This window comes from Planktosalinus lacus (assembly GCF_014640155.1).
Classification (GTDB): Bacteria; Bacteroidota; Bacteroidia; order Flavobacteriales; family Flavobacteriaceae; genus Planktosalinus; species Planktosalinus lacus.
Genome location: NZ_BMGK01000001.1, coordinates 152,659 through 178,042, shown reverse-complemented (window position 1 = coordinate 178,042; position 25,384 = coordinate 152,659). Strand labels below are relative to the sequence as shown.

Below are 25,384 nucleotides of genomic sequence, written 5' to 3'. Positions count from 1 at the left end.
TTCCATAAAGAACAAATTGCATTATAAGCTTTGATTATTCTTTTTAAACCAAATAGCGTTTCTGGCCATATGTTCTTATCTTAGTAAAAATTTCGCGATGCAAAACCCGGCTACTTTTTCTATTTACAACGCCTCTGCTGGTTCTGGAAAGACATATACTTTGGTAAAGTTATACCTCACAAAAATTATTGAGTCAGACAAGCCTGACAATTTTAAACACATATTGGCCATCACATTTACTAATAAGGCTGTGGGAGAAATGAAAGAGAGAATTATGGACACGCTGTTTGCTTTCACAAAAATTCCTGTTCCCGAAAGTCATATTCAGTTGTTAGAGTCTATTTGTCTTGAAACCGGCCTTTCTAAAACTGAAGTTCATAGCAGAGCTAAAAAAGCAGTAACCTTTATACTGCATAACTTTAGTCTATTTGATGTTGAAACTATTGATAGATTCAATCACAGACTTATTCGCACATTTGCTAAAGATTTAAAACTCACATCAAACTTTGAAGTCGATCTGGATGTCGATTTATTAATAAGTGAAGCTATTGATCTTGTTATTTCTAAAGTGGGAATTGACCCGTTGCTTACTAAAACTATACTGGAGTTTAGTTTTGAAAAAGTTGAAGATGATAAAAGCTGGGATATTACAGCTGACCTAAAAAAAGTTAGCAACATTCTTTATAAAGAAAATGATTTGGTTCATGTGGAAAAGCTCAAAAGCAAAAATTTAGAGGATTTTCAGAGCCTGAAATCAAATTTATTTAGTCAAATTAAATCTGTTCAAGGCAACCTCAATTCAATAGCTGAGCAATTTTTTACTCTTCTAGATGAAAACCAACTTGAAAACAGTGACTTTTCCGGAGGATATTTTCCAAAATATTTCGACAAAATAAAAAATGGTTCATATAACTCCATTAAATTTGAGTTGGCTTGGCAAAATAATTTAGAAACTAAACCGCTGTACCCTAAACGGGTTTCGTCAGAAACAGCTTCAGCCATAGATAGCTTAGTTCCTGAATTTGTATTGCTCTTCAACACTTCCAAAAACCTGATTTTAGAACTGGGCTTTCTAAATGCATTGTTGAAAAGCGTAAACTCTCTTTCGCTTATTAATTCCATTTACAAAGAATTTCTAGCGTTGCAAGAAGAAAAAAATGTACTCCCCATCTCAGAATTCAACAAACGCGTTTACAACGAAATTAAAGACCAGCCTGCCCCATTTATTTATGAGCGTCTGGGAGAAAAATATAAACACTATTTTATTGACGAATTTCAAGACACTTCTCTTTTACAATGGAACAATCTTATCCCATTAGTTGAAAATGCACTTTCACATCAAAATGAAGACGAGGGTTCCGGAAGTTTATTGCTGGTTGGTGACGCCAAACAGTCCATTTACAGATGGCGGGGTGGTGATCCCGAACAATTTATCGGACTCAACAAAAGCACAAATCCTTTTCCGTCAACAAACAAAAATGTTGAAACTTTGGAAAGAAATTTTCGAAGTTATGACCAAATAATAAACTTTAACAACGATTTTTTTTCGTTTGTTTCAGGGTTTTTTCAGGCAAAGAGTCATAGTGATTTATACATTCAAGGGAACACTCAAAAATCAAACTCAAAAAAAGGTGGTTTTGTTTCAATTTCGTTTCTGGAAGCGACAAACAAAGAAAAGAGTTTTGAAGTGTATCCTCAAGAAGTTTTGGAAATCGTAACAAAGCTGCTCATTGGGAATTACAATAAAAGTGACATTTGCATTTTAGTGCGAAAAAACGCTCAGGGTGTTGCCATTGCTGAATATTTATCCAAAAACAACATTGACGTTATTTCTTCTGAAGCTTTACTTTTGAGAAACTCTCCTGAAGTAACATTTATTTTGAACATATTAAAAACCATTAATGATTTTAAGGATAAAAAAGCGAAAGCAGATGCATTTTACTTTTTACATTCACACACAGAGGAAACAAACGAGAAACATAACTTTATAGAAAACTTATTGTCACTTCAAAAAGACGAATTAAAAAAAGCCTTGGCATTCCTGGGTATCGATTTTGATTTCAACTTCCCCACAACAACACCGTTGTATGATTTATGTGAATCTATTTGCAATCGGTTTTCGCTTTCAAAAACAGGCATTGCTTATATTCAGTCGTTTTTAGAGCTTGTCTTTGAGTTTTCAGGAAATGAAAGCACAACCATCGAAGAGTTTTTGGAATTTTGGGAGACCAAAGAAGGTAAAATCAGCGTGGAAATTTCAGAGCAATTAGATGCTGTTTCAATTATGACAGTTCACAAATCCAAAGGCCTAGAGTTCCCGGTTGTTATTTATCCATTTGCAGACGATGATTTATATTCTTTTAAAAATGACACAGTGTGGTATCCTTTAGAAAGTGATCGTTTTTCTGGGTTTACCGAAATGTTGCTACCGGTTAAAAACGATATGGAAAACTATGGGCCTGTAGGCAAAATGGTCTTTGATGATCACAAAATAAAAGCAGAACTTGATAAAATCAACATTGTTTATGTCGCAATGACACGTGCTGTGGAGCAACTCTATATCCTTTCAAACAAAAATACGATGGAAAAAGAAAATTTCACATCCTCTTTTTTTCACAAGTATTTACAATCAAAAGGTCTGTGGAAAGAAGACCAGTTTGTCTATGAGTTTGGCTCCCCAACAAAACAGTCAAAGACCCGGGATGATTATAAAACCATAACTACAGAGGTTGCTATAGAGTTTCCTGCTACAATTCCTTATTCAGAAGTTTTAAAGATTTCAACACGTAACGCCTTGCTTTGGAATACAGAAAAAGAAAAAGCCATTGAAAAGGGTGATTTAATACACGACATCCTTGCTAAAATAACAACTCATAATGATATTGTAGGTAGCTTGCGACAATTTAAAAATGATGGGGTAATTTCTGAAACGCAAAGCTCGATAATTGCTGATTTATTATTAAAAATTACTACACACACAGCTTTAAAAGCTTATTATGATAATGAGGCACATGCATTCAATGAAAAGGAAATTTACACAAAAGAGGGAGAAAGTCTCAGGCCCGACAGAATTAACTTTCTTCCATTGAACAGAGTAACAATCATTGACTATAAAACAGGAATGGAAAAAATATCACATAAGAATCAAATCAAAAGGTATGGGGCGACTATGTCAAAAATGGGATTTGAAATAGAGGAACTTTTACTGGTATATATAAATGATAAAATTGACACAATTCAAGTAAAATCTGCTTAATAATTTAAATACCTTTGTAAAAAACCAAAATATGTACGGAAAAATAAAACAACATTTAGAAAAAGAACTTCAGGAAATAAAAGACAACGGACTCTTCAAAAAAGAACGTATTATAACATCACCACAAGATGCTGTCATAAAAATATCTACAGGTGAAGAAGTCATCAATTTTTGTGCAAATAATTATTTGGGGCTCTCGTCAAACAAAGAAGTCATTCAAGCTGCAAAAGATACTATGGACACCCATGGTTTTGGTATGTCATCTGTAAGGTTTATTTGCGGAACTCAGGATATACACAAAGAATTGGAGGCTAAAATAGCTTCATTTTATCAAACAGAAGACACCATTTTATATGCGGCAGCTTTTGATGCAAACGGAGGTGTTTTTGAACCGCTTTTAGGACCCGAAGATGCAATCATTTCAGATTCACTTAACCATGCCTCTATAATTGATGGAGTAAGGCTTTGTAAAGCTGCCAGATATCGTTATGAGAACAGCAATATGGAAGATTTGAAAAATCAATTAATAGAAGCAAACAAAAAGGGCGCTCGTTTTAAAATTATTGTTACTGATGGTGTGTTTTCAATGGATGGGTTGGTAGCACCATTAGACAAAATTTGTGATTTAGCAGACAAGTATGATGCTCTTGTTATGATAGATGAGTGTCACGCAACTGGTTTTATTGGTGATACTGGTAGAGGGACCTTGGAAGAAAAAGGAGTTATGGGCCGCATTGATATCATTACCGGAACTCTCGGAAAAGCACTTGGAGGGGCAATGGGTGGCTATACAACTGGAAAAAAAGAAATTATAGAAATGTTGCGTCAACGCTCTAGGCCATATCTATTTTCAAATTCACTGGCTCCTGCAATTGTAGGTGCCTCAATTAAAGTTTTTGAACTTTTAGAAAACGATACCTCATTGAGAGATCAGCTTGCAGAAAACACACTATATTTTAAAAATGGAATGAAAAAAGCTGGTTTTGATATCATTGATGGAGACTCTGCAATTGTTCCTGTAATGCTGTATGATGCTCAATTATCTCAAACAATGGCAGACAGGCTCTTGGAAGAGGGGATCTATGTAATTGGGTTCTTTTATCCTGTTGTTCCTAAGAATAAAGCTCGCATAAGAGTTCAACTATCTGCTGCTCACACTAAAGAACATCTAGACAAAGCTTTAAGTGCATTCACAAAGATTGGTAAAGAATTGGAAATTATTAAATAAACTGCACTATTTAAAGAAATATTAGGATTTTTTTTAAAAAATTTAGTAGATTTGGTTTTGTTAATAAATTTTAACAACTTACTTTTGCTTCAATTAACACTTAAAATTTAAATTATTGAATATGAAACATCTTAGCAGATTTTTAGTTGCATCATTACTTGTCTTCGGACTGAGTAATGCCGTTGCACAAGACGAAAACAACCCCTGGGCCTTTGAAGTTGGCATGAATGCGGTTGATGTTTTTCCAGTAGGTGAAGTTGACGATAGAGTTCCAGCAACCTTAAGAGGAGAAATTTTTGATGAATTCTTCAATGCTGATGATCACTGGAATATTTTACCTTCTGTTTCTAGACTAACAATTTCCAGATATATGGGAAGTGGTTTTGTCTTTACAGCAGCTGGTTCTGTAAATAGAATCAAAAAACTTGGTGATCTAAGTGTAAGCGACATAGGTTTTGGTACTGAAAAGGATATGTCTTATTACGGTGCTGATGGGGAAATTAAATACAGTTTAAAAAATGCCTTAAACAGTTCTTGGTTGGATCCACAAATTGGTATTGGTGGTGGTTACACTTGGGTTGATGACATAGGCTTTGGTACTGCAAATGCTATGGTAGGCCTTAAAATTTGGTTTACTGACAATCTTGGTGTAAATTTTCAAAGCACCTACAAGCACGCATTTGAAGAAGATTATGGCGTAAAACACTTTCAGCATTCAGCTGGTGTAATTTTCCAGTTTGGAATGAAAGATCGTGATGAAGACGGTATTCCAGATGATAAGGATGATTGTCCTGATACTCCTGGTCTTCCTGAGTTCAACGGATGTCCTGACACTGATGGTGACGGAATCCCTGATCCTCAAGACGAATGTCCTTTTGAAGCTGGTTTGGCTGAATTCAACGGATGTCCTGATACTGATGGTGATGGAATCCCTGATCCTCAAGACGAATGTCCAACAACACCTGGTTTAGCTGAATTCAATGGATGTCCTGACACTGACGGTGATGGAATTGCTGATCCTCAAGACGAATGTCCTGAAATTGCTGGACCAAAAGAAAATAATGGATGCCCTTGGCCTGATGGTGATGGTGATGGTGTTCCAGATCACTTAGATGATTGTCCAGAGGTTCCTGGTACTGTAGCAAACAGAGGTTGTCCTGAAGTAACTGTTGAAGTTATCAATCAACTAAATGAGTTTTCTAGAACAATTTTGTTTGACTTAGGAAAATCAACTATTCGTCAGGAATCATATGCTGCACTACAAAATATTGTAGATATTATGAAAGAATATCCAAGTGCTAAGTTCCATATTGAAGGACATACTGACAATACCGGTAGCAGAGCTCTGAACGAAAGACTTTCTAAGGAAAGAGCAGCTTCTGTAATGGAATATTTAACCTCTATAGGAATGGATAGAAGTAGATTATCTTCTGATGGCTATGCCTTTGACAGACCAATTGCTCCTAACACAACTGCAGCAGGTAGACAACAAAACAGACGTGTTGAAATTTCTCTTCAGAAATAAAGAGAAAACACATCTTAAATAAATATAGAACGCCTCTGATTATTCAGAGGCGTTTCTTATTTTTATAAAATGATTACTTACTTACAAGAAATTGTTTCTGAAGTCCTGAAGTCTGACAAAGACCTCTCTTCAACAATCTTTATTTTGCCCAGTAAAAGAGCTGGAAACTTTCTCAAAACAGAACTGCTTAAGCAAAATCAAGCAACCCAATTTTCTCCTGAAATTCTAAGTATTGAAGAATTTGTTGAAACAATCGCAGATTTAAAAATTGCTGAACCAATTGAGCTCCTCTTTGAGTTTTATGAGGTATACCTTAAGAATGAGAAAATCAAAGAAAAGGAACCATTTGAGAACTTTTCAAGTTGGGCTACTGTTTTGATTGGTGATTTTAATGAAATTGATAGAAACCTGATAGATCAAAAACAATTTTTTAATTATTTAAATTCCATAAAAGAAATTGATCATTGGTATTTAAATCAAGAAAAGACACCTCTAATTCAAAACTACTTGACCTTTTGGAATTCTTTGGAAACCCTCTATGAGAGCTTTACTTCAAAAGCCCTAGAAATTGGTCACGCTCATCAAGGCTTAGTCTATCGGGAAGCAGCAAATAATATAGAACACTATACAAATGCAAAACAGCGGTTTAATCACGTGTTTATTGGTTTCAATGCGTTAAACAAATCTGAAGAGCTGATTATTAAAGAAATATTAGAAGCTGGAAATGGCGAAGTCTACTGGAATGCTGAAAAATATTTTATGGATTATCCCCATCACAGTGCTTCCCTTTTTCTCAGAGAAATCAAAAACTCATGGAAATATTATAAAACAAAACCCTTTAAGACTATTTATGACAACTACTCAAAATCTAAAAACATCAAGATTACAGCCTGTTCAAAAAATATTGGTCAAGTAAAATGTGCTTCGGAAATTTTAAGCTCTTTTTCTGAACAAAAATTACAAAACACCGCCTTGGTTCTGGCTGATGAAAACCTTTTGCTCCCCGTTTTAAATTCGTTGCCAAATAACATTAAAACAGTGAATGTCACTATGGGAATGCCTTTGAAATCCCTTCCGGCTACCTCTTTTTTTGAAAACTATTTAAAAATTCATCAATATGAACTAAAAGCATTTTATTACAAAGATGTTCTTCAACTGATCAATCATCCTTTAGGTAAAATAATGCTTCCGGAAAGTTCAGAGACCATAAAAACAATGGTGCAATCTCGAAACCTGACACAAGTAACTTTCGAAGATATTAGATTGGCGTCTCATCCAAATGAACTAATCTCCATTGAAAAACTTTTTGCTCCAAAATTCAATGCTGTTTCAGATTTAATATTAAGTGCAAAAGCAATTGTGCTTCAAATAAAAGAAATAATGGTCAAGAGCGATCTTATATTGCTTGAAACGCTTTATAAACTCAATTCAGTTTGGAATAAACTCCAATCACTGAATAATATATATAAACACATAACAACATCAAAAACACTTTACAATTTATTTAAAGAGATTGTTGCTGTCTCTTCAATTGATTTTAAAGGTGAGCCCTATCAAGGTTTACAAATTATGGGACTTTTGGAAACACGCTCACTCGACTTTGAAAACATTATTCTCATATCATTAAATGAAGGAATTCTTCCGGCAGGTAAAAGCAATAAATCATTCATTACTTATGACTTAAAAAAAGAATATAAATTACCTACTCATAGAGAAAAAGATGCCGTTTATACTTATCACTTCTATAGTTTACTCCACAGGGCTAAATTGATTCACTTGTTATATAACAATCAAGCTGGAGGACTTAATGCGGGTGAAAAAAGCAGGTTTTTACTTCAAATTGGTTATGAAAGTCCTGATACACATAAAATTCAAGAAACAGTTTATTCACCCCAAGTGATAATTCCGACAAAGGAGCTCAAACAAATTAAAAAAACTGAACAGGTTTTAGATAAAATTAAAGCTCAGGCAGCATCAGGATTCTCTCCTTCTGCTTTGACAACTTACATTAGAAACCCCATAGATTTTTATGACCGCTATATTCTCGATATTAAAGACCGGGAAGAGGTTGAAGAAACAATTGCGGCAAACACCCTGGGAACCATCGTGCATGACACCTTACAACACCTTTTTGAGCGCTACATAAATAAAGTGCTTACAAAGAATTGCATTGCTGAAGTGCAACAAAAAGTTGAACAGCAAGTTAAACTTGAATTTATAAATACTTATAAGGAGGGTCTGATTTCTTCAGGGAAAAATCATATTATCTTTGAAATTTCAAAGCGTTATGTGCATAATTTTTTGCTTCAGGAGCTGAAACAAATCAATGCCGGAAATGAAATTGTGATTTCTCAAATTGAAAACCAACTGGAAGCAAACATACAAGTGCCAGAATTGGATTTTCCTGTTAAAATAAGAGGAAAAGTAGACCGAATTGACCAAATCAATCAAATCACTCGAATTATTGACTATAAAACAGGTAAGGTGGAGCAAACAGACCTCAACCTGGTAGACTGGGACGAACTAATGACCGATTATAAACACAGCAAAAAAATTCAAGTGCTAATGTATGCATTCATGGCAAAGGAAAGTGTTGGGCCCATTAGCACTAAAGCCGGAATTATTTCTTTTAAAAACCTCACATCCGGCTTTATGCCTTTTACTAAAAAAGAAACTCCAAGAGCTCAGGGCAATGATTTTATCAGTGAGGAAACTTTAACGTTTTTTAAGGAGCAACTAAACACTTTAATTCTCGAAATTTGCACCCCTGAAATACCATTCACAGAAAAAGAAATTTCAAAAAATGACTTTTAAAGTTCAAAAAAATATTCTACTTAAAGGAAAACACAACAAACCAATTATTCTGGATACGTTTCTTCCAACTAATTCTAAACCAAAACAAACCATTATTTACTGTCATGGCTTTAAAGGTTTCAAAGACTGGGGAGCTAATGAACAGATGGCAAACTATTTTGCAGAAAGAAATTTTGCATTCATCAAGTTTAATTTTTCTCACAACGGCGGCACACCTGATCAGCCAATAGATTTCCCGGATCCGGAAGCTTTTGGAAACAACAATATCACAAAAGAACTGGATGATATTGACAGTGTTCTAAACTGGATTGAAACACAAACCACGTTTGAGTCACTTTCAGTGGAAAATACTTTAACATTAATGGGGCATAGCCGTGGAAGCGGAACAGCAATAATCAAAGCTAAAGAAGACTCCAGGGTTGACAAAGTTATTTCTCTTGCAGGAGTGGCAGGATTTCAAGCCCGATTTATTGATGAAGAAACACTTCAATATTGGAAAGAAAATGGAGTAATTTATGTTGAAAACAGCAGAACAAAACAAAAACTCCCTTTGTATTATCAAATTGCTGAAGACATTTACGGAAACGCAGATCGACTCAATTTAGAAAAAGCATCTAGAGAGCTCAATAAACCTCATTTAATTGTCCATGGTACTGAAGACCCAACTGTTCCGGTTGAAGAAGCTGTATCAGTGCACAATTGGAGTAAAAAAAGCACATTAAAGCTCATTGAAAGAGCTGATCATGTGTTTAATGTGAAACATCCCTGGGAAGAGCCAAAACTGCCGGCAGATTACACTGAGATGCTCGAATCGTGTTTTAATTTTCTAACTGAAACCAAATAGAGTTTTATTAATCTAAAATCTGTTTTTGAGAATTACGCGCCCTAACAATGTGCCTATTTTTGCATAATTTTCTCCAAGGCGTTTTTCTAAGTTTGAATGAACACCCCAGTGAACAAATGATTCAAGTTCTAGCAACACAATTTCAGGTTTTGAAGTTTCAACAAATTGAAGGGTGGCTTTCACTTTTGCGTTTTGGTTCATAAATCCACCATGCCATCCGGTGTAAATCCAGTTTGTTTTGACTAAAAGAGTATAGTTAGCTGAAGTCAAGCCTTGTTCAAAATGGAGTCGATTTTTTTTGGAAACTACTCTGTTTAGATTTCTTATGAAATTTTCCGGCCATAATCGTTGTTTTGCAACTTGCCATTCACCTTCCCAAGTATGGGCATCTTCGTGATTTCGCTTTTGTAAAGATTTTATTCTGTTTTCAATAAATTGCTGTTCAGGAATTGAGTCTGCTAGCAGCTTTAAACTCTCATACTCAAAAATCAAATTGATAGTATCTCTTTCTGTAATAAAATCAAAATCTCCATTCAAAATTTTAATTTGTTGACTATAAAGATTGAAACAAAGTAAAATAGCTGTTAGTAATAAAAATTTGTTCATTGGGGGTTAAGATGTTTATTTTCGTTTATCAATAAAAGTAACAGGCTTTCTGCTCATTGGAGGAAAAACTGTTTTTTCAAGCTCTTCTTGAGGAAGAATTTCAATTTTGGGTGTCACTCTAAGCTTTGCTCTAAAATGATCTTTAATGGTATCCATAAATTCATCTGAGGTATCTAACGTTGCAATTTTAATCACAATTTCATCTGTCCCAATGTTATTGGTTGTGATTACAATTTGATGAAGGTCAATATTTTCAAAATAGGACATCAGATCGTGCATGGAAGGTGGATAAAGTGTGGTCCCCTTATATTTAATCATTTGTTGTTTTCTCCCTAAAACTGGTCCCAAACGGTGTGTGTTTCTTCCACAAGAACACGGTTGGCTGTGAACTTTAACGATATCTCCTGTTTTAAAACGAAGGAGTGGCATAGCTTCCACGCCCAGGGTTGTGATAGTGAGCTCACCCGTCTCTCCCGGTTGAACGGGTTTGTTGTCATCATCAAGTACTTCTGTAATAATCAATTCAGGATGGTGGTGGCCACCTTGCATTGCTTCACATTCGGTAAATGCTGTACACATCTCTGTAGAAGCATAAGTCGAATAAAGTTGAATATCCCACTTTGAAGTAATTTTTTGGGAGAGCTGATTGGGTTTAAAATCCTGATCCCGCAATGTTTCACCAATACACACTACCCCCTTTACACTAGATGCATTGTAATCAATATTGTTATTTTCTGCATACTCTATCATTTTTAACAAAAATGAGGGAACGGCAATTAAGTACTTGGGGGTATAGGATAAAATTGAATCCCATTGTAATTCAGGAATTCCAGCACCCACTCTCACTGTTGCAGCTCCAATTTTTCGAAGTCCCATAAAGTAGGCCAACCCTGCCATAAATCTTCTGTCTATGGTGGTCATTAATTGAACCACATCTCCCTTTTCAATTCCTGCGCAGGAAAGCGAAATGGCTTCATTGTAAGTAAGTCGCTGCATGTCTTTTTCTGTTAAACCGAATGTCACCGGCTTCCCCAGAGTTCCCGAAGTGGTTACATAATCAATAATTTTTGTTTTAGGAACACAAAAAAAAGCGTCGTTGTTTTCTTGTAAATCTGTTTTTGTAGTGACAGGAATTGTAGCTAGGTCGTTTAACGTTTGTATTTTTTGGATGTCAATGTTACAGCGTTTAAAAAGATCACGGTAATAAGGCGAATGTTGCTTTAAATACACAAGCTGTTTTTTTAGCTTTTGCATTTGAAAAGCCTGAATTCCTTCAGGGGTTGCTATTTCAATTTTTGGAATCACTACTTTTTGATTTTTCTTTTAACTTTTAAGAGTTGTTTCTCAATTTCGTTGGTGTCTATAAGCGTAGTTACTTCTTTACTTAGCGCTTTTTCATATTGCTGAGCCGCTGCTTGATACCATTTGTTTTGTTGATAATACTTGCCTACTTTATAATAAACTACCCAGTTTTCAGGGTTTGAAGCCTGATAATTCACTATAAAATTAACTGATAAAGTGTCTTTTTCACTTAAAGCTTTATCAATTTTTCTGTCATAAACCCTGAATTCCTCATAGTTTTGATATTCAATAGTGTTTAGAAAAGAGTCTTTCGGAATTGTTTTGCTTTTAATAGCTAAAGTAGTGTCTGCAAATTTAGTTTCACCAAATACTTCATCCAAATCATAGGCCACGAAAGCTCCCAATTGATAGGGATTTGAAGAAACCCAAACCATTTTCTCCTCCGGTTTAAAAATTACTGCGTGATGTGCCAGTAACTGATTTAAAGCCTTTTCATTTCCGTAGCCAATTTTACGGTTATTGAGCCCTTCCCTGTTTCTAAGCAATGCTGCTATTTTGGTTGGGTTGAGTTGTTGTTGCTCCTCTAGCAATTCTTCTACACGGTCAAAACGATACTGAGAATGGCTCTCTTCAATGTGTTGACTATTTCGCTCATCATCTTTGTAAGCATCACTTTGAAAGTGATTGGAACATATTAAATGCGTCTGGTTACTGACTTCATAAACCCCAAAATTATCCGGGGATACTTCAATGAGCATTGCTTTTTGGTCTTCGGAACTGCCTATCATAATCGATTCAGACACAAAAACCTCTCTCTTTTTTGCGATCGAAATAGCTTCTTCAATGTTTTTTGCATACTGAAGGATTTCCCTGGCAAGAATAGAAACCGGTGTCTTAGCAACCAGTGGGGTTTCAGATTTACCGGCATTCATGGTCACTGTTAACCCTTGATTGTTCATTCCTGAAACAACACCAATCATTCCCGCCCAGGTAACAGACATAAATGGATAGCCACTTTCGGGCTCCACAAATGCAATGATCTTATTCTTTGCAAAATCATCTCCTGCATAAAAATCAAAGTTTCTTCCAATTAAAAGTTTGCCGTCTTCAGAGTTTTCTCCCCACACAGCAACTGACGTGCACCCCACCAATGCTAATTCCTGCATAGCGTGACCAATGTCGTGGGCTGCGTGCAGATATAGCATTCTAAGGTAAGGAGGAGCTATAAAATTGTATGTATCGCCGGCGTAGCGCGAAAGACCGTATATTTCAGTTTTGTATTCTTCGGGAACGTGGAGATACAACTTCCGATTGTACCATTTTAAAAATGACCTCAATAGATTTTGCTTGAATTTTGAAGGAACCAGTTCTTGAACTTTTTCAAAAAAAACTTCCTCCTGGTAATGAAGCAAGGGTTGGGTGAGGGCACCTGTAATCAGCCCTATTTGCAATGGATCTCCCGATACTTTTAATTCCCACAAATCAAAATCATTTTGAACTAAAAAGTTGGAATTATTGGTAAAAAAAGTATCGGAATTACGATTAATTTCAGGAGTGGTTTGATTATACTTTTCAACAATCGGTTGATGATTGATTGATTTTGATACACCACATGAATTCAGTACAATGAGGAGTAGAAATAAAAACCCTATTTTAAAAATAAACTTCATGAATGCTCTTTAAGTTCTGAATTTATTTTTTGCATTAAATACTCTTTCCCAAGTATTTCAGAACAAGTAACTACCGCACCAATAGTGACTCCTAAAATTCCGTGCATATTGATGCTTTGTCCTGTTAAAAAAAGATTTTTGAGTTTAGTTTTGGGTGAAATAAAAGTCTTCATAGGATTGTTGGAGTCTTTTACGTATCCATATAAATTACCCCTGTGACCACCTATATAATCCCTGTAAGAAAGAGGGGTTGAAGCGTAAACAGATTGAATACACTTTCTGATATCAGGGAATTTTTTCTCTACCTCTTTAATAAAAACCTCTATTTTTTCTTTTTTAAATTTTTCATATGTATCTCCCCTTTCTTCTGCTTCAGAAACGGTATTGTGAGTTTCCTCCCATTGTTTCACCTCGTCATAGTTCATATAAGTAATTGCAGTTAAACTATCTGCCCACTGCTGGTCTTCATTGGAAATATTCATTGAAAGCATGTAGCCTTCCGGCCAGCTATCCTTAGAGTAATCATATGCGCTCCAAACATTTGTGCTATCCTTAAAATGGTAATAATTGTGGTTCTTGTATGGAAAACAGTTGGGTTTAAATACAATGTATAAACTAAACGCAGAGGGCAATACTTCCATACTTTGAATTCGGTTGTAATATGACTTTCTAAATAAGTCACTTCCAATCATTTTAAGCGTCGTTTTAGGTTCTATGTTTGAAATAAAAAGATCTCCTTGGATATTATTCCCCTTTTTAGTTTCTACAGCAATGACTGAGTTCTCTACAGTTTTAAACTTAACAACCTCAGAATAATTAAAAACTTCACCACTATAACTTTTTAATTGACGTATGAGGTGCTTAGTAATCTGACTTCCCCCATTAATACACCGCCACGCACTTTGAATATAGGAATTCACAGAGAGCGCATGTACATAAAAAGGGGTTTTATCAGGAATACCGGCATACAAAAAATTGGAGCCTGCCAAAACAGCTTTTAGTTTTTCGTTTTGTGTAGAACTATCAATAAATTCTTTGGCATTGATAGATAAAATTTCATTTTGATAGCCATTACCACTCCTTAAATTATAAAAGGGAAATGAATCACAGGTATATTGCAGTTTTCTACAATACTCCCGAATATTTTCTTTCTCTTCAGGGAAGTGTTTACCAAGTTGCTCAACAAAATTTTCATACCCTTGTGCGTGAGGGTAAGTTTTAGGGTCATCATCAAAGCTTATTTGATCAAAAGCATTTTGGTTGAGTTTTTTAATTCTCAATTTATCCATAATACCTATGTAAGAAAAGTATTTGTACAAATTTTGACCCTCCTCCAGTCCGCCTATGTAATGCACCCCGGTATCAAATATGGTCTTGTCTCTTACAAATGTTTGCAGGTTTCCGCCATATTGCCTGTTTTTTTCCAGCACGCAAACACTTTTCCCCTCTTTAGCAAGGATTATTGCAGAAACAAGACCCCCGAGCCCACTACCAATAACAACAACATCATATTTTATACTCACGTTCAATTTTCTTAAAAACTAAATATTTTCCTTCAAACACCTGTTGAAATGATAATGATTCCAAATGGTTTTTAAGGGTAAAGTTATGTAATAATATAACACTTTTTGTCTTTGCCAACAGCTTATTTAGAACTTGTATTTCAATAGTTAATTCTGAGATTAAAAGAGTGTCCCAGCTTAAATCAACCTGTAGTGGGGTATCAATATAGTTGATGGCTCTTTTTTGAACTATGTAATTTGCTGAAGCTACATTTCGTTTTTTAGGATCCTCAATGTAAGAAATAATTTTTCTATTCGGTTGTTGCATGGCTAGCAAAGCATCCCATTGCCCATAATCATTGGTTAGGTGAAAGATAGTTTCTTTATCACCCAGTTCTTTCCACAACAAATAATAGATATGTTTATAAGAGTCAAAATTAACTTTAACAGCTTTGCTAACAGAGGGTTCTTTGTACAAAAAGCTCAATAAGATGGTTTTCCGGTAGTAATTTTCATCTTCTTGCTCAAATCTAATTTTTGAGAAGGTTTCCTTGAAATTAGCGCTAATCGTTTTCGTGCGTTTCGAGAAATTTGAGTCATATTGGTTTTGAGAATTCGGTATGCGTTGATCCACTACAATAGTAATCTTACCGTCATAAATAATGTGATCACCTTTGGGACATACATCTGCATTTCCGTGAATATAAATTGGCAGGATATCTAGTTGAAACTCATTTGCCAAGTAAAATGCTCCTTTGTGAAACCGTTTTAAAGCATTGTCTTTTGACCGAGTTGCTTCTGGAAAAACCATCAATGAATAGCCTTCTTCCACCTTTTGTCGTAAGTGATTAATGCCACTATCTAGCCCTTTAGAAACCGGATAAAATCCGGCTAGACGAGCAGCCCCTCCAATGATGACAGAGTTGTAGACCCAATCATTCACTAAAAATATAATTTTTGGACTTAACATTCCTATCGCTATTGAGTCCAGAAAGGATGTATGATTTGAAATAATAACAGAAGGTTTTTCAAAAGTTTCTTTATGGGGGTTAAGTACCCTCTTGATAACAAACGGATTGGTGTATAAAACCGATTTTAAATAGAACGAAATTACTTTTCTGAACCACATCATTTTTCTTTCTTTCTTTACAGGAACCAAAAACAGAAAGATTGGTCCTAAAACCGCAATAATTAATCCTCCAAGTCCATAATAAGAAAACGAGAAAAAAGAGTGCAGCATAAGTCGCAAGGTAATTGGTGAATTTCCTTTTTTTACACGATTTTCAAAGAAGTATTTAAACAAAAGTGGGTAAAAAACAAAGGTTACTATAAGTGCTGAAAATACTCCTACAATGGAGGCTACAGAAATTGATTTTAAAGCCGGATGTTTGGCAAAGACTAAGACTCCAATAGCTAGTGACGTTGTAAGAACAGCAAGCAAAATTGATGCTTTATATGTGCGTAAATCAATTTTGAAACCGGTATATTTTTTCTGTAAAGCACTAGTCATAAAAATGCTGAAATCAACTCCAATTCCAAAAATAAGTGTGCAAACTATCAAACTGAAAATATTCAATTCAATCTGCAATAAAACAAGGACTCCAACAGTAACAATTGCGGTTATAACAATTGGAATAATTGCCACAAGCACAAGCTCAACTCGTTTGAAAAATAACCATAAAATAAGAAAAATGACCAGCAAGGAATAATTGATCAGACTTCCAAAATCATTTTTTAACTGTCCCAAAAATGTTTCATTTATTTCTTGCCTGTCTATGAGCAATACGTCCTCAAAATATTGAAACTTTGAAACCAGTTGCTCCCTTTGTCCTTCATCAACTTTCACCAGAGTGCTCACGGTGTAAAAACCATTACTTTCGGAAACAAATTCAAATACGGGAATGGTGTTGATTACTTCAAAATCATTGACATTTTTCGGACTAAAATTATTTTCTAAATGTGTGTAAAAGCTGCTGTAAGCTTCCGGCTTAAAGCTAAAATCATTACTGCTTTCAATCAATGCTTGTTTTACTAAATCCACTCTTTCCGGATTCCAGAATTCACGCCACCTGTTGATGCGCTCTTGTTGTTTTTCTTCTGAAAACAGCACAGAGCCAATCGAGCTCATTTTAACAATCCCGTTTTCATTTTTTGTTTGCTGCAAAACTGAAAATACAGCATCGTTTTTAAGTAAAACCTCCTCTTCTGAAGCTCCATATACCGTTAAATAAATTGATTTAGATGTAAGGTTTGTGCTTTCTTCTAATTTGGCTTTAGCATCTCTGAGTTCTTCTGAAACAAAGTTTAAATCTGAAATGTTGTTGTTAAATTGAAGCTTTCCAAAAACAAATAAACTGACGATTACCACAGCTAAAGTTAAAAACACCAGCACCTTATTTCGATGATAATCAACGGCCGCCAATCTATCAAATATATGGGGCTTTCGTGTTTTAATTTTAGCAGAAGGACGATATAAATGTGGAATAAAAATCAATGCAAAAAAAGCAGAAGCAAGAACACTTACCGCAGCAAAAACGCCCAGATCCTTCAACACATCAGATTCAACAAAAATCAGGCATAAAAAAGCGGCCGCTGTTGTGGCACTACTTATAATTACCGGCTTGGTTATCTGTTCATACAACGATTTAACATCTAAATGATGTTTAAAATGAGTGAGTATATGCAGTGAATAATCAATCGTAACACCCAGTAGAATGGCACCAATACTTATTGAGATTGCAGAAACTTTTCCCAGAAAAAAATATACAAAAGCCAATGCAGTTACCGCTCCAAAAACCGTGGGAACAAAAACAATAAACGGAATAAAAATGTTGCGGTAATAAAAAATCAACACCACCATCAATAAAGTGATTGACAACGCAATGGTAGTAAGTATATCTTGCTTTATCTGGGCAGCATTTGCAACTGCAATAAAATTGGCTCCAAAATAATCAACAGAAACCTGGTCCTTAAAATCAGCATTTAAATGCTTTTTAATTTCATTCAGTTCATTGACAAAATCGGTGTTTTGTTTTGTTTCACTTCCTGAAAGAGTTGGCTTGATAAACAACAAAATTTTAGAACGATTAGGGGTTGTTAAGAATCCGTTTTCAAAACTTAAATCATCATCTGCCTGGAGGCTTTGCAGTTTTTCAAGACCCAAAAAAGTGAGCCCAAACGGGTCTTTTAAAACCTGGTTTCTTGAAATAATTCCCGTTGGTGAAATGAGGGTTTTATAGTTGTTTTCAGCTAGTTTGTTGATGCTGTCTTTTTGCAACCGAGCTTCGATTGTTTCATAATCGCTTTCTGATAAAAAAAGAGGGATATTATCATAGAAAAAATCCAATGTTTGATTGAAATCTTCAGTTTGAAACCTGCCCTGAACTTTTTCAATATACTTGTTTAAGGAACCAATACTATCTAAAAAGCGATTCGCTGTCTGTGTAAGGTCATCAAAAGTTCCATTTTTTTCCTTCTGGATGATAACTGCAATTTTATCTGAAAAATCCATCTGTTGCAGCACTTTTGAAGTGACATCAGTTTGATCATTCTTAGGAAGTACTCTTGATATATCCTCTTCAAATTCTATCTGAAAAGCAAAAAACAGAAAGCCGACAAACAATAAAACTGACACCAAAAGTGAGAGCCTCCTTTGGTGTGTAATGCGTTTGTAAATTCCGAAAAAAAACCGATGCATTATGAGTTGCTTATTTATCTTTCTTTGCTGAAAGCGAAAGTACTAAATAACTTCCAACTCCAAAAAGAATTGCCATTAGGGTTGCCAGTATAACACTGCCTAAAATATATTGTGCCAGGCTTGCTTCAATAGTGTCAAAAGGGGCTTCTTTTAGGGCTGAAAGTGTCACTGTTCCGGGAATGAAAAGAACCCCTATTTTAAGTGATAAGAATAATATTAAAGGAATCATGGGTGGTATGCTGATGTTTGATGCTGCAAAGGCCAACGCTTTATTCAGCTTTAGAACCACTGCCAAAAACAACACAGACACTGTTTGGAAACCCCAGATAGGGCTAATTCCTATAAAAACTCCAAGGGCTATTGATAAAGATTTTATGCTCTTGGAGTCTGAACTCTCCAGAATATCTTCTTTAATAAACTTACGGATGCTCTTACGCTGAAAATTTCTGAAAAAATCACGGGGTTTGATATACAATAACATCACAAGTACCAGAACAGTATTGAGCACGCTAATGCGAAAAAAATCTTTGTAAGGCCTGAAATGACTTACGCGATCCTGTTGATCATAATGCACTTTGATGGGTATATTTTTTACAGGAATTCCTTTCCAGGCTGAACGCACAATAACTTCAATTTCAAATTCAAACTTGGTCGTGAAATATTTTTTCGGAATGGCTTTTATGGGATACACCCTGTAACCTGATTGCGTGTCTTTAAGTTTTATTCCGGTTTCAAACCAAAACCAAAAATTGGAAAAACGATTGCCAAAACTACTTTTTTTAGGCACTCCCTCCTGCTTCATATTTCTGTTTCCTATAAGCAATACCGGATAGGGTTGTTCTTGAATTGCTTCCAAAAAAACAGGGATGTCATCAGCATAATGCTGCCCGTCAGAGTCAATGGTGATTGCATAGTCAAAACCCATTTCTCGTGCCACCTGAAGTCCTTTGCGAAGGGCATATCCTTTCCCTCGGTTTTTTTTATAATCAACCAATACAATTTGTGGGTAGCTTTTCAGAATTGAAGCTGTGGCATCTGTAGAACCGTCGTTTACCACAATCACATTTGAAGTTTCCATCAAGACTTCATTCAGTACTTTGGCAAGGGTTTTTTGGTTGTTATAAGTTGGGATAAGCGCACAAACCTGATATAAAACAGGGCTTTCTGAAGGGTTTGTGTTTGTTGGCATAATTAATCGGAAAAATGGAGGGTAAATTTACTGAATTATCAGTTTAAAACCTGTGCTTTTTCCGCTTCACTAAAAAAATCAGAATGGGTAGCATAATCACGAATGCACCGTTTAATTGCTTCAGGTTGATCGGCAAAATATTCAAGAACAAGCGCTTTGTCTTCTTCCATGTTGGTTTTGTATTTAACAATACCCGGGCTGTTTTCTTGAACACTCAAACGAATCAATCTAATCTCAGCGTTTTCAGATTCTTCTTTGACAGCAGCTTCTAAATTGGAAACAGCTTGTCCAAAAAATTCTTTTTTCTCCTTGATGCCTTTGCCATATTTAGCTTGTAGTGCAAAAGATGCTCCTTGATATGCTTTTAAAATTGCTGAACTTGAATCAATGTTTTCCATTATATCTGCAAAGGCTATTGCAGACTCTTCGGTCTTTGGCCCTGAAAAATAGCTTGTACGAATGGTCTCCAAATCGGTTGTGATCAGGACAACAAAAACAAATGTTAAAAAACTCAGAAGTGTTTTCATATTAAACCTTAATATAAGTGTTTGAAAGCTTTAAAGCAACTGTTTCACCCATAAAGGTTGTGTTTTTAACTTTAATTTCTTCATTTTCACCTTGAGCTAAAGCCAATTCAAGACGAAGTCGGGAATTGATTTCGGGATTTATAAGCGCCATAAATTTTACATTTGAAGCGGTTTTAAGCTGTAAATCACAATTGAGAAAATATTCGCACAGCTCTTTGATTATCTGCATCATACAAACTCCAGGTGTTACCGGGTTGTTTGGAAAATGACCTTTGAAAACCTCGTGATTCTTGTTCAAATCAACAACAATCGTATAGTTTTTATCATCGATTTGGTTTGAGCTTTCAATTTTGTAAAAATCTTTTAATAGCATCTTAATCATATTTAGTTCTTTATATCAAAGGTATAAGAAAGCCCCAATTGAAAAAGAAAATTAGTATTATAACTTCCCATAAATGGGGAGTTTGAACTAGTATAATAGGAATCTAAAACATCTACGAGCCCCTTTTTTATCCTTCCTTCGACAGCAAGATTGTTAGTAACATTATAACCCAATCCGGCTGTAAAAGCAATATCTACCTCAGAGTTTGAATAAATATTTCTGCCTGTTTGGATATCAAACAAAGGCCCAAGATGAAAATTTACCTGATCATTAAAATTGAATTTATTAATAATCCCAACTGACACATAAGAAATTGAAATAGATTCATTTTGTACTGTAGCCTGATTGTTTTCGTAATTGTAATTTTGTATTTCTATATCTTTTCCGCCTTGGTTTGTATAAGTGATTTCCGGTTGAAGTGTATAAAGTTTCCCTAACTTTAATGCTCCATATCCGCCAATATAAAAATCGGCTTTAAAGGACGATTCTGCTTGGGTGAGTTTTGAGATATTCAACCCTCCTCTTAATCCTGGTTTGAACGAAACTTGGGCTTGTAAAATTTGTACACTAAAAAAAACAATAGCAGCAAAAAAGGTAGTTTTCATTTTTAATTCTGTATTTGTTTGAGGTTTATTTTTATATCTAAATCATGATGTTCAACAATAATCGAGTCGGCAAAAGTATTCTTTTTTGAAATAAAACGGATGCTTACTTTTTCTTTACTTTTAGTAGCTTCCATAACTTTTTCTAATATCTCTGACTTATTGTTTAACATTGCATAATGAAACCGGTTGTTGTGTTTACTTTTATAAATATCAAAACGTTCACTGGCATATGTTTCGTACACTCTAAAACTTCGTTTTAACAATAGTTTAAAGTCTTTTTCTAATGTTTTTCTAATGAGTGCTTTATCCAGCTGCTCTGCTATAAAGTGAATTTTAAAGTTTGCTTGTGATAGTTCTACATCAAGCATCTTAAAACCAAAATCGGTAGTTAGTACAATTCTGTGCAAATCATCTTCAATTTTTTTGAGGATGAATATTCCCCCAAACTCGTTGCCATAGGCTTCAATTTTTGCTCTGTAAACATAATCCTTTACCGGGTCTGAAAAATAGTTGTTTTCTACCACTGTAAGTTCATTTTCCATCAATTCAGCATTGTGGGGAACAAATGATTTGCAGGAAACCAATAAAAAAACCAGACTACTTATTTGTAAAAGTGTTTTGATCAAGACGGACGTTTGTTTCTTTATTTTTAAAAACGATGTGTGTAAAGTCTTCTGAAGGCTCATAGAGTTTAACCTCAACAATCGCAGCAGTTATTTTATCAAAGTATAGTTCCAGTCGTGAAATATATTTTATGATGTCATTTGATTTTGGATTTAAAACAGCAATATTATAGTCTGAATTCTTCAAATAAGAAATTGAAAATGATTCGTCATTGAATAAATTTCCGCTCACACTTCCCACAATCAATTGATTGATTTGTTCAAACGTTTTATTGTTCCCCACATCAATACTGCTTTTGTTTCCTTCATTGTTTATAAACACTTTGTGATCCTTAAAAATGATGCTGTGTGAATAGGGTTTTGTGTATTTCCAAAGCAATTTGTCGGGTGTTTCAAAAACCATTTGTCCTGAGGTTTCAATGGGTTCTGAAAGAAAGGTCATATGCTTGTATTGGGTAAAATTGGTTGTAAGGTTCTGGATTGATTTGGCAGTATTTTCAGCTTCCGACCTGAACGCCTGTGCTTCAGTATTGCTCATCTTTTCGCCTTGAGCGAAAACATTCAGTGATAAAAAAAGAATCAAAAAGATATTAATCTTCATAAGGTTCTATATTTATAAGTTGGTTAACAGTTACAGCTTCAAAATTTTCTTTTTTAATGTAAATCAATAACTGTTCCAATACATTAACCGTTTTTTGGGAAGTGTCGTGCAATAGGATAATACTACCCGGTTTTAAACGCGTTTTGATTCTTTTTAAAATTGCTTCTTCAAATTCAATAGCAGTATCCAGGGACCTTATATTCCATCCAATAGTGTGGTGCTTGGTCTTATTAAGTGCTTTTTTGATGTGGAGATTTGTCACCCCAAATGGAGGCCTGAAAAAAACCGCATTTTTATCTGTATATTTTTTAATCAGCGAATCGGTTGTATCGAGTTCATTTTTAACCCTCCTTGAAGAAAAAAAACCGAAGTTATTGGAATGCGAATAACTATGATTCCCAACAGTATGCCCTTTTTCAACGATTTTATGAAAAATATGCGGATGTTTTTCTATCTGCCTTCCGATACAAAAAAAAGTGGCTTTGACATCGTGTTTCTCGAGTAACTCAAGAACGGGCAAGGTCATGGGATGTGGACCATCGTCAAACGTAAGCGCTATTTTATTTGAGTTTTGAGACCCTTTATTAAAGGACTTAACAAAATATCCGGATTCTATTGTTGAAGAACCCCAAATCAAGAAACCAATCCAGAAAAAAATGATTAAAACAACCCAGATGTAACTTATACCATATAAAAATATAGCAGCCAGAACACTTAGTAAAGCGATTCCACTTGCAATAGATATGTTTTTAAAGGTCAGCATGGTTTAATAAAGTTAAACTATGGTCTTTTCCGCGGTAATGATTATACAATAAAACCCTGTTTATAGGGTGTTTCGTAACTTGGTTTTTTTGAAGTATTTGTGGGATTTCTTGCTTTTTGAGAATATGCAGCGCTGTCCACAATCCAAATGAAGTTGCTGTATTGTATTCACCACATAAATGCTTGTAATAAACTTGTGGTGTGTTTGAAAAAAGGGTTTCAGCCTCGTTATAATAGCCGTCAAAAGCTACATCCCCATTGTTGCCCAACACAACCGCATCAATATCCTGAGGTTTTAGGTTGTTAGTATTTAAGAAGTTTTCAATAAATGAAATAACTTCACTTTCCTGAAGTGTATTTTGAGTTCCAACAGCTTCAAGAGTAGCATAAGTTGTTGATTTTTTCTGATTTTCAATAACAAAAAAGCCTGCTCCTTCACTAAAAACTGCGCCGGGTGTTTTTGGGTTTAAAACATCTATGGGACCTTGATCTTTCTTTTTAATCAAACCTATCAGTTCATAAAGGGACAAGGTGTGTCCCGATGTTTCATCTACACCACCGGCAAGAATGGTTCCGGCCTCACGGGTTTCAATTTGAAGCAATGCATCAACTAATGCCGACTCTAGTGAAATTGCACCGTTTACGTAAGTAAAATTATAGCCTTTGCATTGCAAATTAAGTGCTATTTGTGCTCCCACGGTATTGTGAGTAGATTGAATAAAAGAAGTAGGGGTGAGAAATTGCTCTTTGTTGTCAATAATAGCTTTCAAAAACTTTTCTGAATCTTGCAGACACCCCATCCCTGTTCCGGTAATAATTGCATCGGGAATTTCAACGTTGGCTTCTTTCAAAGCATATTGTGAAGCTGCAATACCCATTTTTACCCCTTTTGCCATTCTCCTGATTGCCCCGGGTGAAATAAATGCTTTGTAATCAGGGTTTTTTGCAGAGAATATAACATCTGTAGTGTTGACTTCAACCTCATCCAAAAAACCTCCTTCAAAGGTCTTTTGAGCAGATATGCATCCAATACCATTGATATAACACTTTTTCATTAGCTTTTAGAAAATATCAAGGTTGAACAATTACCTCCAAAACCGAATGAATTGGAAAGTACATGATGAATCGGCTTTTCCAATAAACTTGTTTGAGGGATTAAATCAAACTCCTTCATTGGGGTTTTGAAGTTTTTATTTGGAAATACCACATTGTTTTGAATAGCCAGAATGCTATAAACTGCCTCCACAGATGCAGCGGCTGCCAAAGTGTGACCCGTAAAAGGCTTGGTGGAACTAAAAACAGGCACTTTTTTACCAAATACATTTTGTATAGCGCGTCCTTCAGATAAATCGTTGTTGGGAGTGGCGGTTCCGTGTGCATTGATATAATCAATATCAGTTAATTCCAATCCTGAAATTTCAAAAGCTTTTTTCATTGCCAGGGTAGCGCCTTCTCCATTTTCAGACGAAGCTGTTTGATGAAAAGCGTCGTTTGCATTTCCATACCCGGAAAGGTATGCCAACACTTTTTTATTATTTTTTTGAACTTGATTTTCAGATTCCAATACGATATATGCGGCTGCTTCACCCAAATTTAAGCCTTTTCGGTGGTCATCAAACGGAGTGTTCAAGTCATCTGTGAGAATCATTAATGAATTAAATCCATTAACGGTAAAAATAGACAGGGCGTCTGCGCCACCAACGATTACACGCTCCAGCTTACCTGCTTTAATGAGCCTGGCGCCCATCATAATGGCATTTGCTGCCGAAGAACACGCTGTACTAATGGTTGTTACAAACCCTTTGATACCCAGATAATCTGCAATTTGATGTGAAGTTTCTCCGGCGTCATGGCTCAGAATAAATCTTCTTATAGCTTCATTCTCAAAATACTCATAAAAGTATTCTTCTGTTTTGTCCATACCGCCCACACTGGTTGAGGAAATTAATCCTGTGGGCACTTCATTAATATTTTTTATGCCCGCTCTCTCAACGGCCTGGGCTGCAGCATAAGCTCCCAAAAGTGATGTTCTTGGAAAACGGTGATCTGCTTGCAATCCAAGCTTTCTGTCCAACTGTTGATTACTGAGCTTGATTTCTCCAAACTTCAGGGTGTCTTTATGAATGGTATTCAGGTAATCGGTTTTGGTAATTCCGGTAGCACCTTTAATTAACGCATGAAAGTTTTCTTCTACATTGTTTCCAATGGAAGAAATAATTCCCATCCCCGTTATGGCCACCTTGTTTGGCAT

Annotated in this window: 19 protein-coding genes; 5 read left to right on the top strand and 14 right to left on the bottom strand. The window is 35.3% G+C overall.

Annotated features, from left to right (window positions below; genetic code table 11):
• The first annotated feature begins 97 nt into the window (after positions 1–97).
• The 5 genes from IEV69_RS00840 to IEV69_RS00820 all read left to right on the top strand — a co-directional run bounded on the left by IEV69_RS00840 (position 98) and on the right by IEV69_RS00820 (position 9,667).
• Positions 98–3,256 carry a UvrD-helicase domain-containing protein gene (locus IEV69_RS00840; protein WP_188438514.1) on the top strand — a complete coding sequence of 1,053 codons (3,159 nt, stop codon included), beginning with the start codon at positions 98–100 and terminating at the stop codon, positions 3,254–3,256.
• Between the two features lie 31 nt (positions 3,257–3,287).
• A complete protein-coding gene (gene kbl, locus IEV69_RS00835; RefSeq protein ID WP_188438513.1) occupies positions 3,288–4,484 on the top strand; it encodes a glycine C-acetyltransferase in 1,197 nt (398 codons plus the stop codon).
• A gap of 121 nt (positions 4,485–4,605) precedes the next feature.
• Positions 4,606–6,009 carry an OmpA family protein gene (locus tag IEV69_RS00830; RefSeq protein WP_188438511.1) on the top strand — a complete coding sequence of 468 codons (1,404 nt, stop codon included), beginning with the start codon at positions 4,606–4,608 and terminating at the stop codon, positions 6,007–6,009.
• Between the two features lie 69 nt (positions 6,010–6,078).
• Complete coding sequence (locus IEV69_RS00825) at positions 6,079–8,823, top strand: PD-(D/E)XK nuclease family protein (RefSeq protein WP_188438509.1); 2,745 nt, start codon at positions 6,079–6,081, stop codon at positions 8,821–8,823.
• A complete protein-coding gene (locus IEV69_RS00820; protein WP_188438507.1) occupies positions 8,813–9,667 on the top strand; it encodes an alpha/beta hydrolase in 855 nt (284 codons plus the stop codon). The genes IEV69_RS00825 and IEV69_RS00820 overlap by 11 nt, the downstream gene beginning before the upstream one ends.
• 12 nt (positions 9,668–9,679) lie before the next feature.
• Here IEV69_RS00820 and IEV69_RS00815 read toward each other — a convergent pair whose 3' ends face one another.
• Genes IEV69_RS00815 through IEV69_RS00750 form a run of 14 tightly spaced genes read right to left on the bottom strand, consistent with a single transcriptional unit; the run spans position 9,680 to position 25,384 of the window.
• Positions 9,680–10,273, bottom strand: coding sequence for a hypothetical protein (locus tag IEV69_RS00815; RefSeq protein WP_229741249.1), 594 nt, complete (start codon positions 10,271–10,273; stop codon positions 9,680–9,682).
• A 15-nt stretch (positions 10,274–10,288) separates the two neighbouring features.
• On the bottom strand, positions 10,289–11,578 hold the full coding sequence (gene flxY, locus IEV69_RS00810) for a flexirubin biosynthesis putative acyl-CoA ligase FlxY (protein WP_188438503.1): 1,290 nt from the start codon (positions 11,576–11,578) through the stop codon (positions 10,289–10,291).
• Complete coding sequence (locus IEV69_RS00805; RefSeq protein WP_188438501.1) at positions 11,578–13,245, bottom strand: C45 family autoproteolytic acyltransferase/hydrolase; 1,668 nt, start codon at positions 13,243–13,245, stop codon at positions 11,578–11,580. The genes flxY and IEV69_RS00805 overlap by 1 nt, the downstream gene beginning before the upstream one ends.
• Positions 13,242–14,768 (bottom strand): phytoene desaturase family protein, encoded by a 1,527-nt coding sequence (locus IEV69_RS00800; protein WP_188438499.1) that lies wholly within the window; start codon positions 14,766–14,768, stop codon positions 13,242–13,244. Before IEV69_RS00800 ends, IEV69_RS00805 begins: the two co-directional genes overlap by 4 nt.
• Positions 14,752–18,444, bottom strand: coding sequence for an MMPL family transporter (locus IEV69_RS00795; protein ID WP_188438497.1), 3,693 nt, complete (start codon positions 18,442–18,444; stop codon positions 14,752–14,754). The genes IEV69_RS00800 and IEV69_RS00795 overlap by 17 nt, the downstream gene beginning before the upstream one ends.
• A 10-nt stretch (positions 18,445–18,454) precedes the next feature.
• Complete coding sequence (locus IEV69_RS00790; RefSeq protein WP_188438495.1) at positions 18,455–19,633, bottom strand: DUF2062 domain-containing protein; 1,179 nt, start codon at positions 19,631–19,633, stop codon at positions 18,455–18,457.
• Between the two features lie 38 nt (positions 19,634–19,671).
• Complete coding sequence (locus tag IEV69_RS00785) at positions 19,672–20,160, bottom strand: hypothetical protein (RefSeq protein ID WP_188438493.1); 489 nt, start codon at positions 20,158–20,160, stop codon at positions 19,672–19,674.
• A gap of 1 nt (position 20,161) precedes the next feature.
• Entirely contained in the window at positions 20,162–20,542 is a 381-nt protein-coding gene (locus IEV69_RS00780) for an ApeI family dehydratase (protein ID WP_308420122.1), read from the bottom strand.
• 2 nt (positions 20,543–20,544) lie between these two features.
• Positions 20,545–21,147, bottom strand: coding sequence for an outer membrane beta-barrel protein (locus IEV69_RS00775; protein ID WP_188438491.1), 603 nt, complete (start codon positions 21,145–21,147; stop codon positions 20,545–20,547).
• Positions 21,148–21,149: 2 nt separating this feature from the next.
• A complete protein-coding gene (lolB2, locus tag IEV69_RS00770) occupies positions 21,150–21,833 on the bottom strand; it encodes a flexirubin biosynthesis protein LolB2 (protein ID WP_505800956.1) in 684 nt (227 codons plus the stop codon).
• Positions 21,745–22,371: a flexirubin biosynthesis/transport protein LolA2 gene (gene lolA2 / locus IEV69_RS00765; RefSeq protein ID WP_188438487.1), complete on the bottom strand. Its 627-nt coding sequence runs from the start codon at positions 22,369–22,371 to the stop codon at positions 21,745–21,747. Before lolA2 ends, lolB2 begins: the two co-directional genes overlap by 89 nt.
• Complete coding sequence (locus tag IEV69_RS00760) at positions 22,361–23,134, bottom strand: polysaccharide deacetylase family protein (protein ID WP_188438485.1); 774 nt, start codon at positions 23,132–23,134, stop codon at positions 22,361–22,363. The genes lolA2 and IEV69_RS00760 overlap by 11 nt, the downstream gene beginning before the upstream one ends.
• Positions 23,121–24,188 (bottom strand): beta-ketoacyl synthase N-terminal-like domain-containing protein, encoded by a 1,068-nt coding sequence (locus IEV69_RS00755; protein ID WP_188438483.1) that lies wholly within the window; start codon positions 24,186–24,188, stop codon positions 23,121–23,123. The genes IEV69_RS00760 and IEV69_RS00755 overlap by 14 nt, the downstream gene beginning before the upstream one ends.
• Positions 24,188–25,384 carry a beta-ketoacyl-[acyl-carrier-protein] synthase family protein gene (locus IEV69_RS00750; RefSeq protein ID WP_188438481.1) on the bottom strand — a complete coding sequence of 399 codons (1,197 nt, stop codon included), beginning with the start codon at positions 25,382–25,384 and terminating at the stop codon, positions 24,188–24,190. The genes IEV69_RS00755 and IEV69_RS00750 overlap by 1 nt, the downstream gene beginning before the upstream one ends.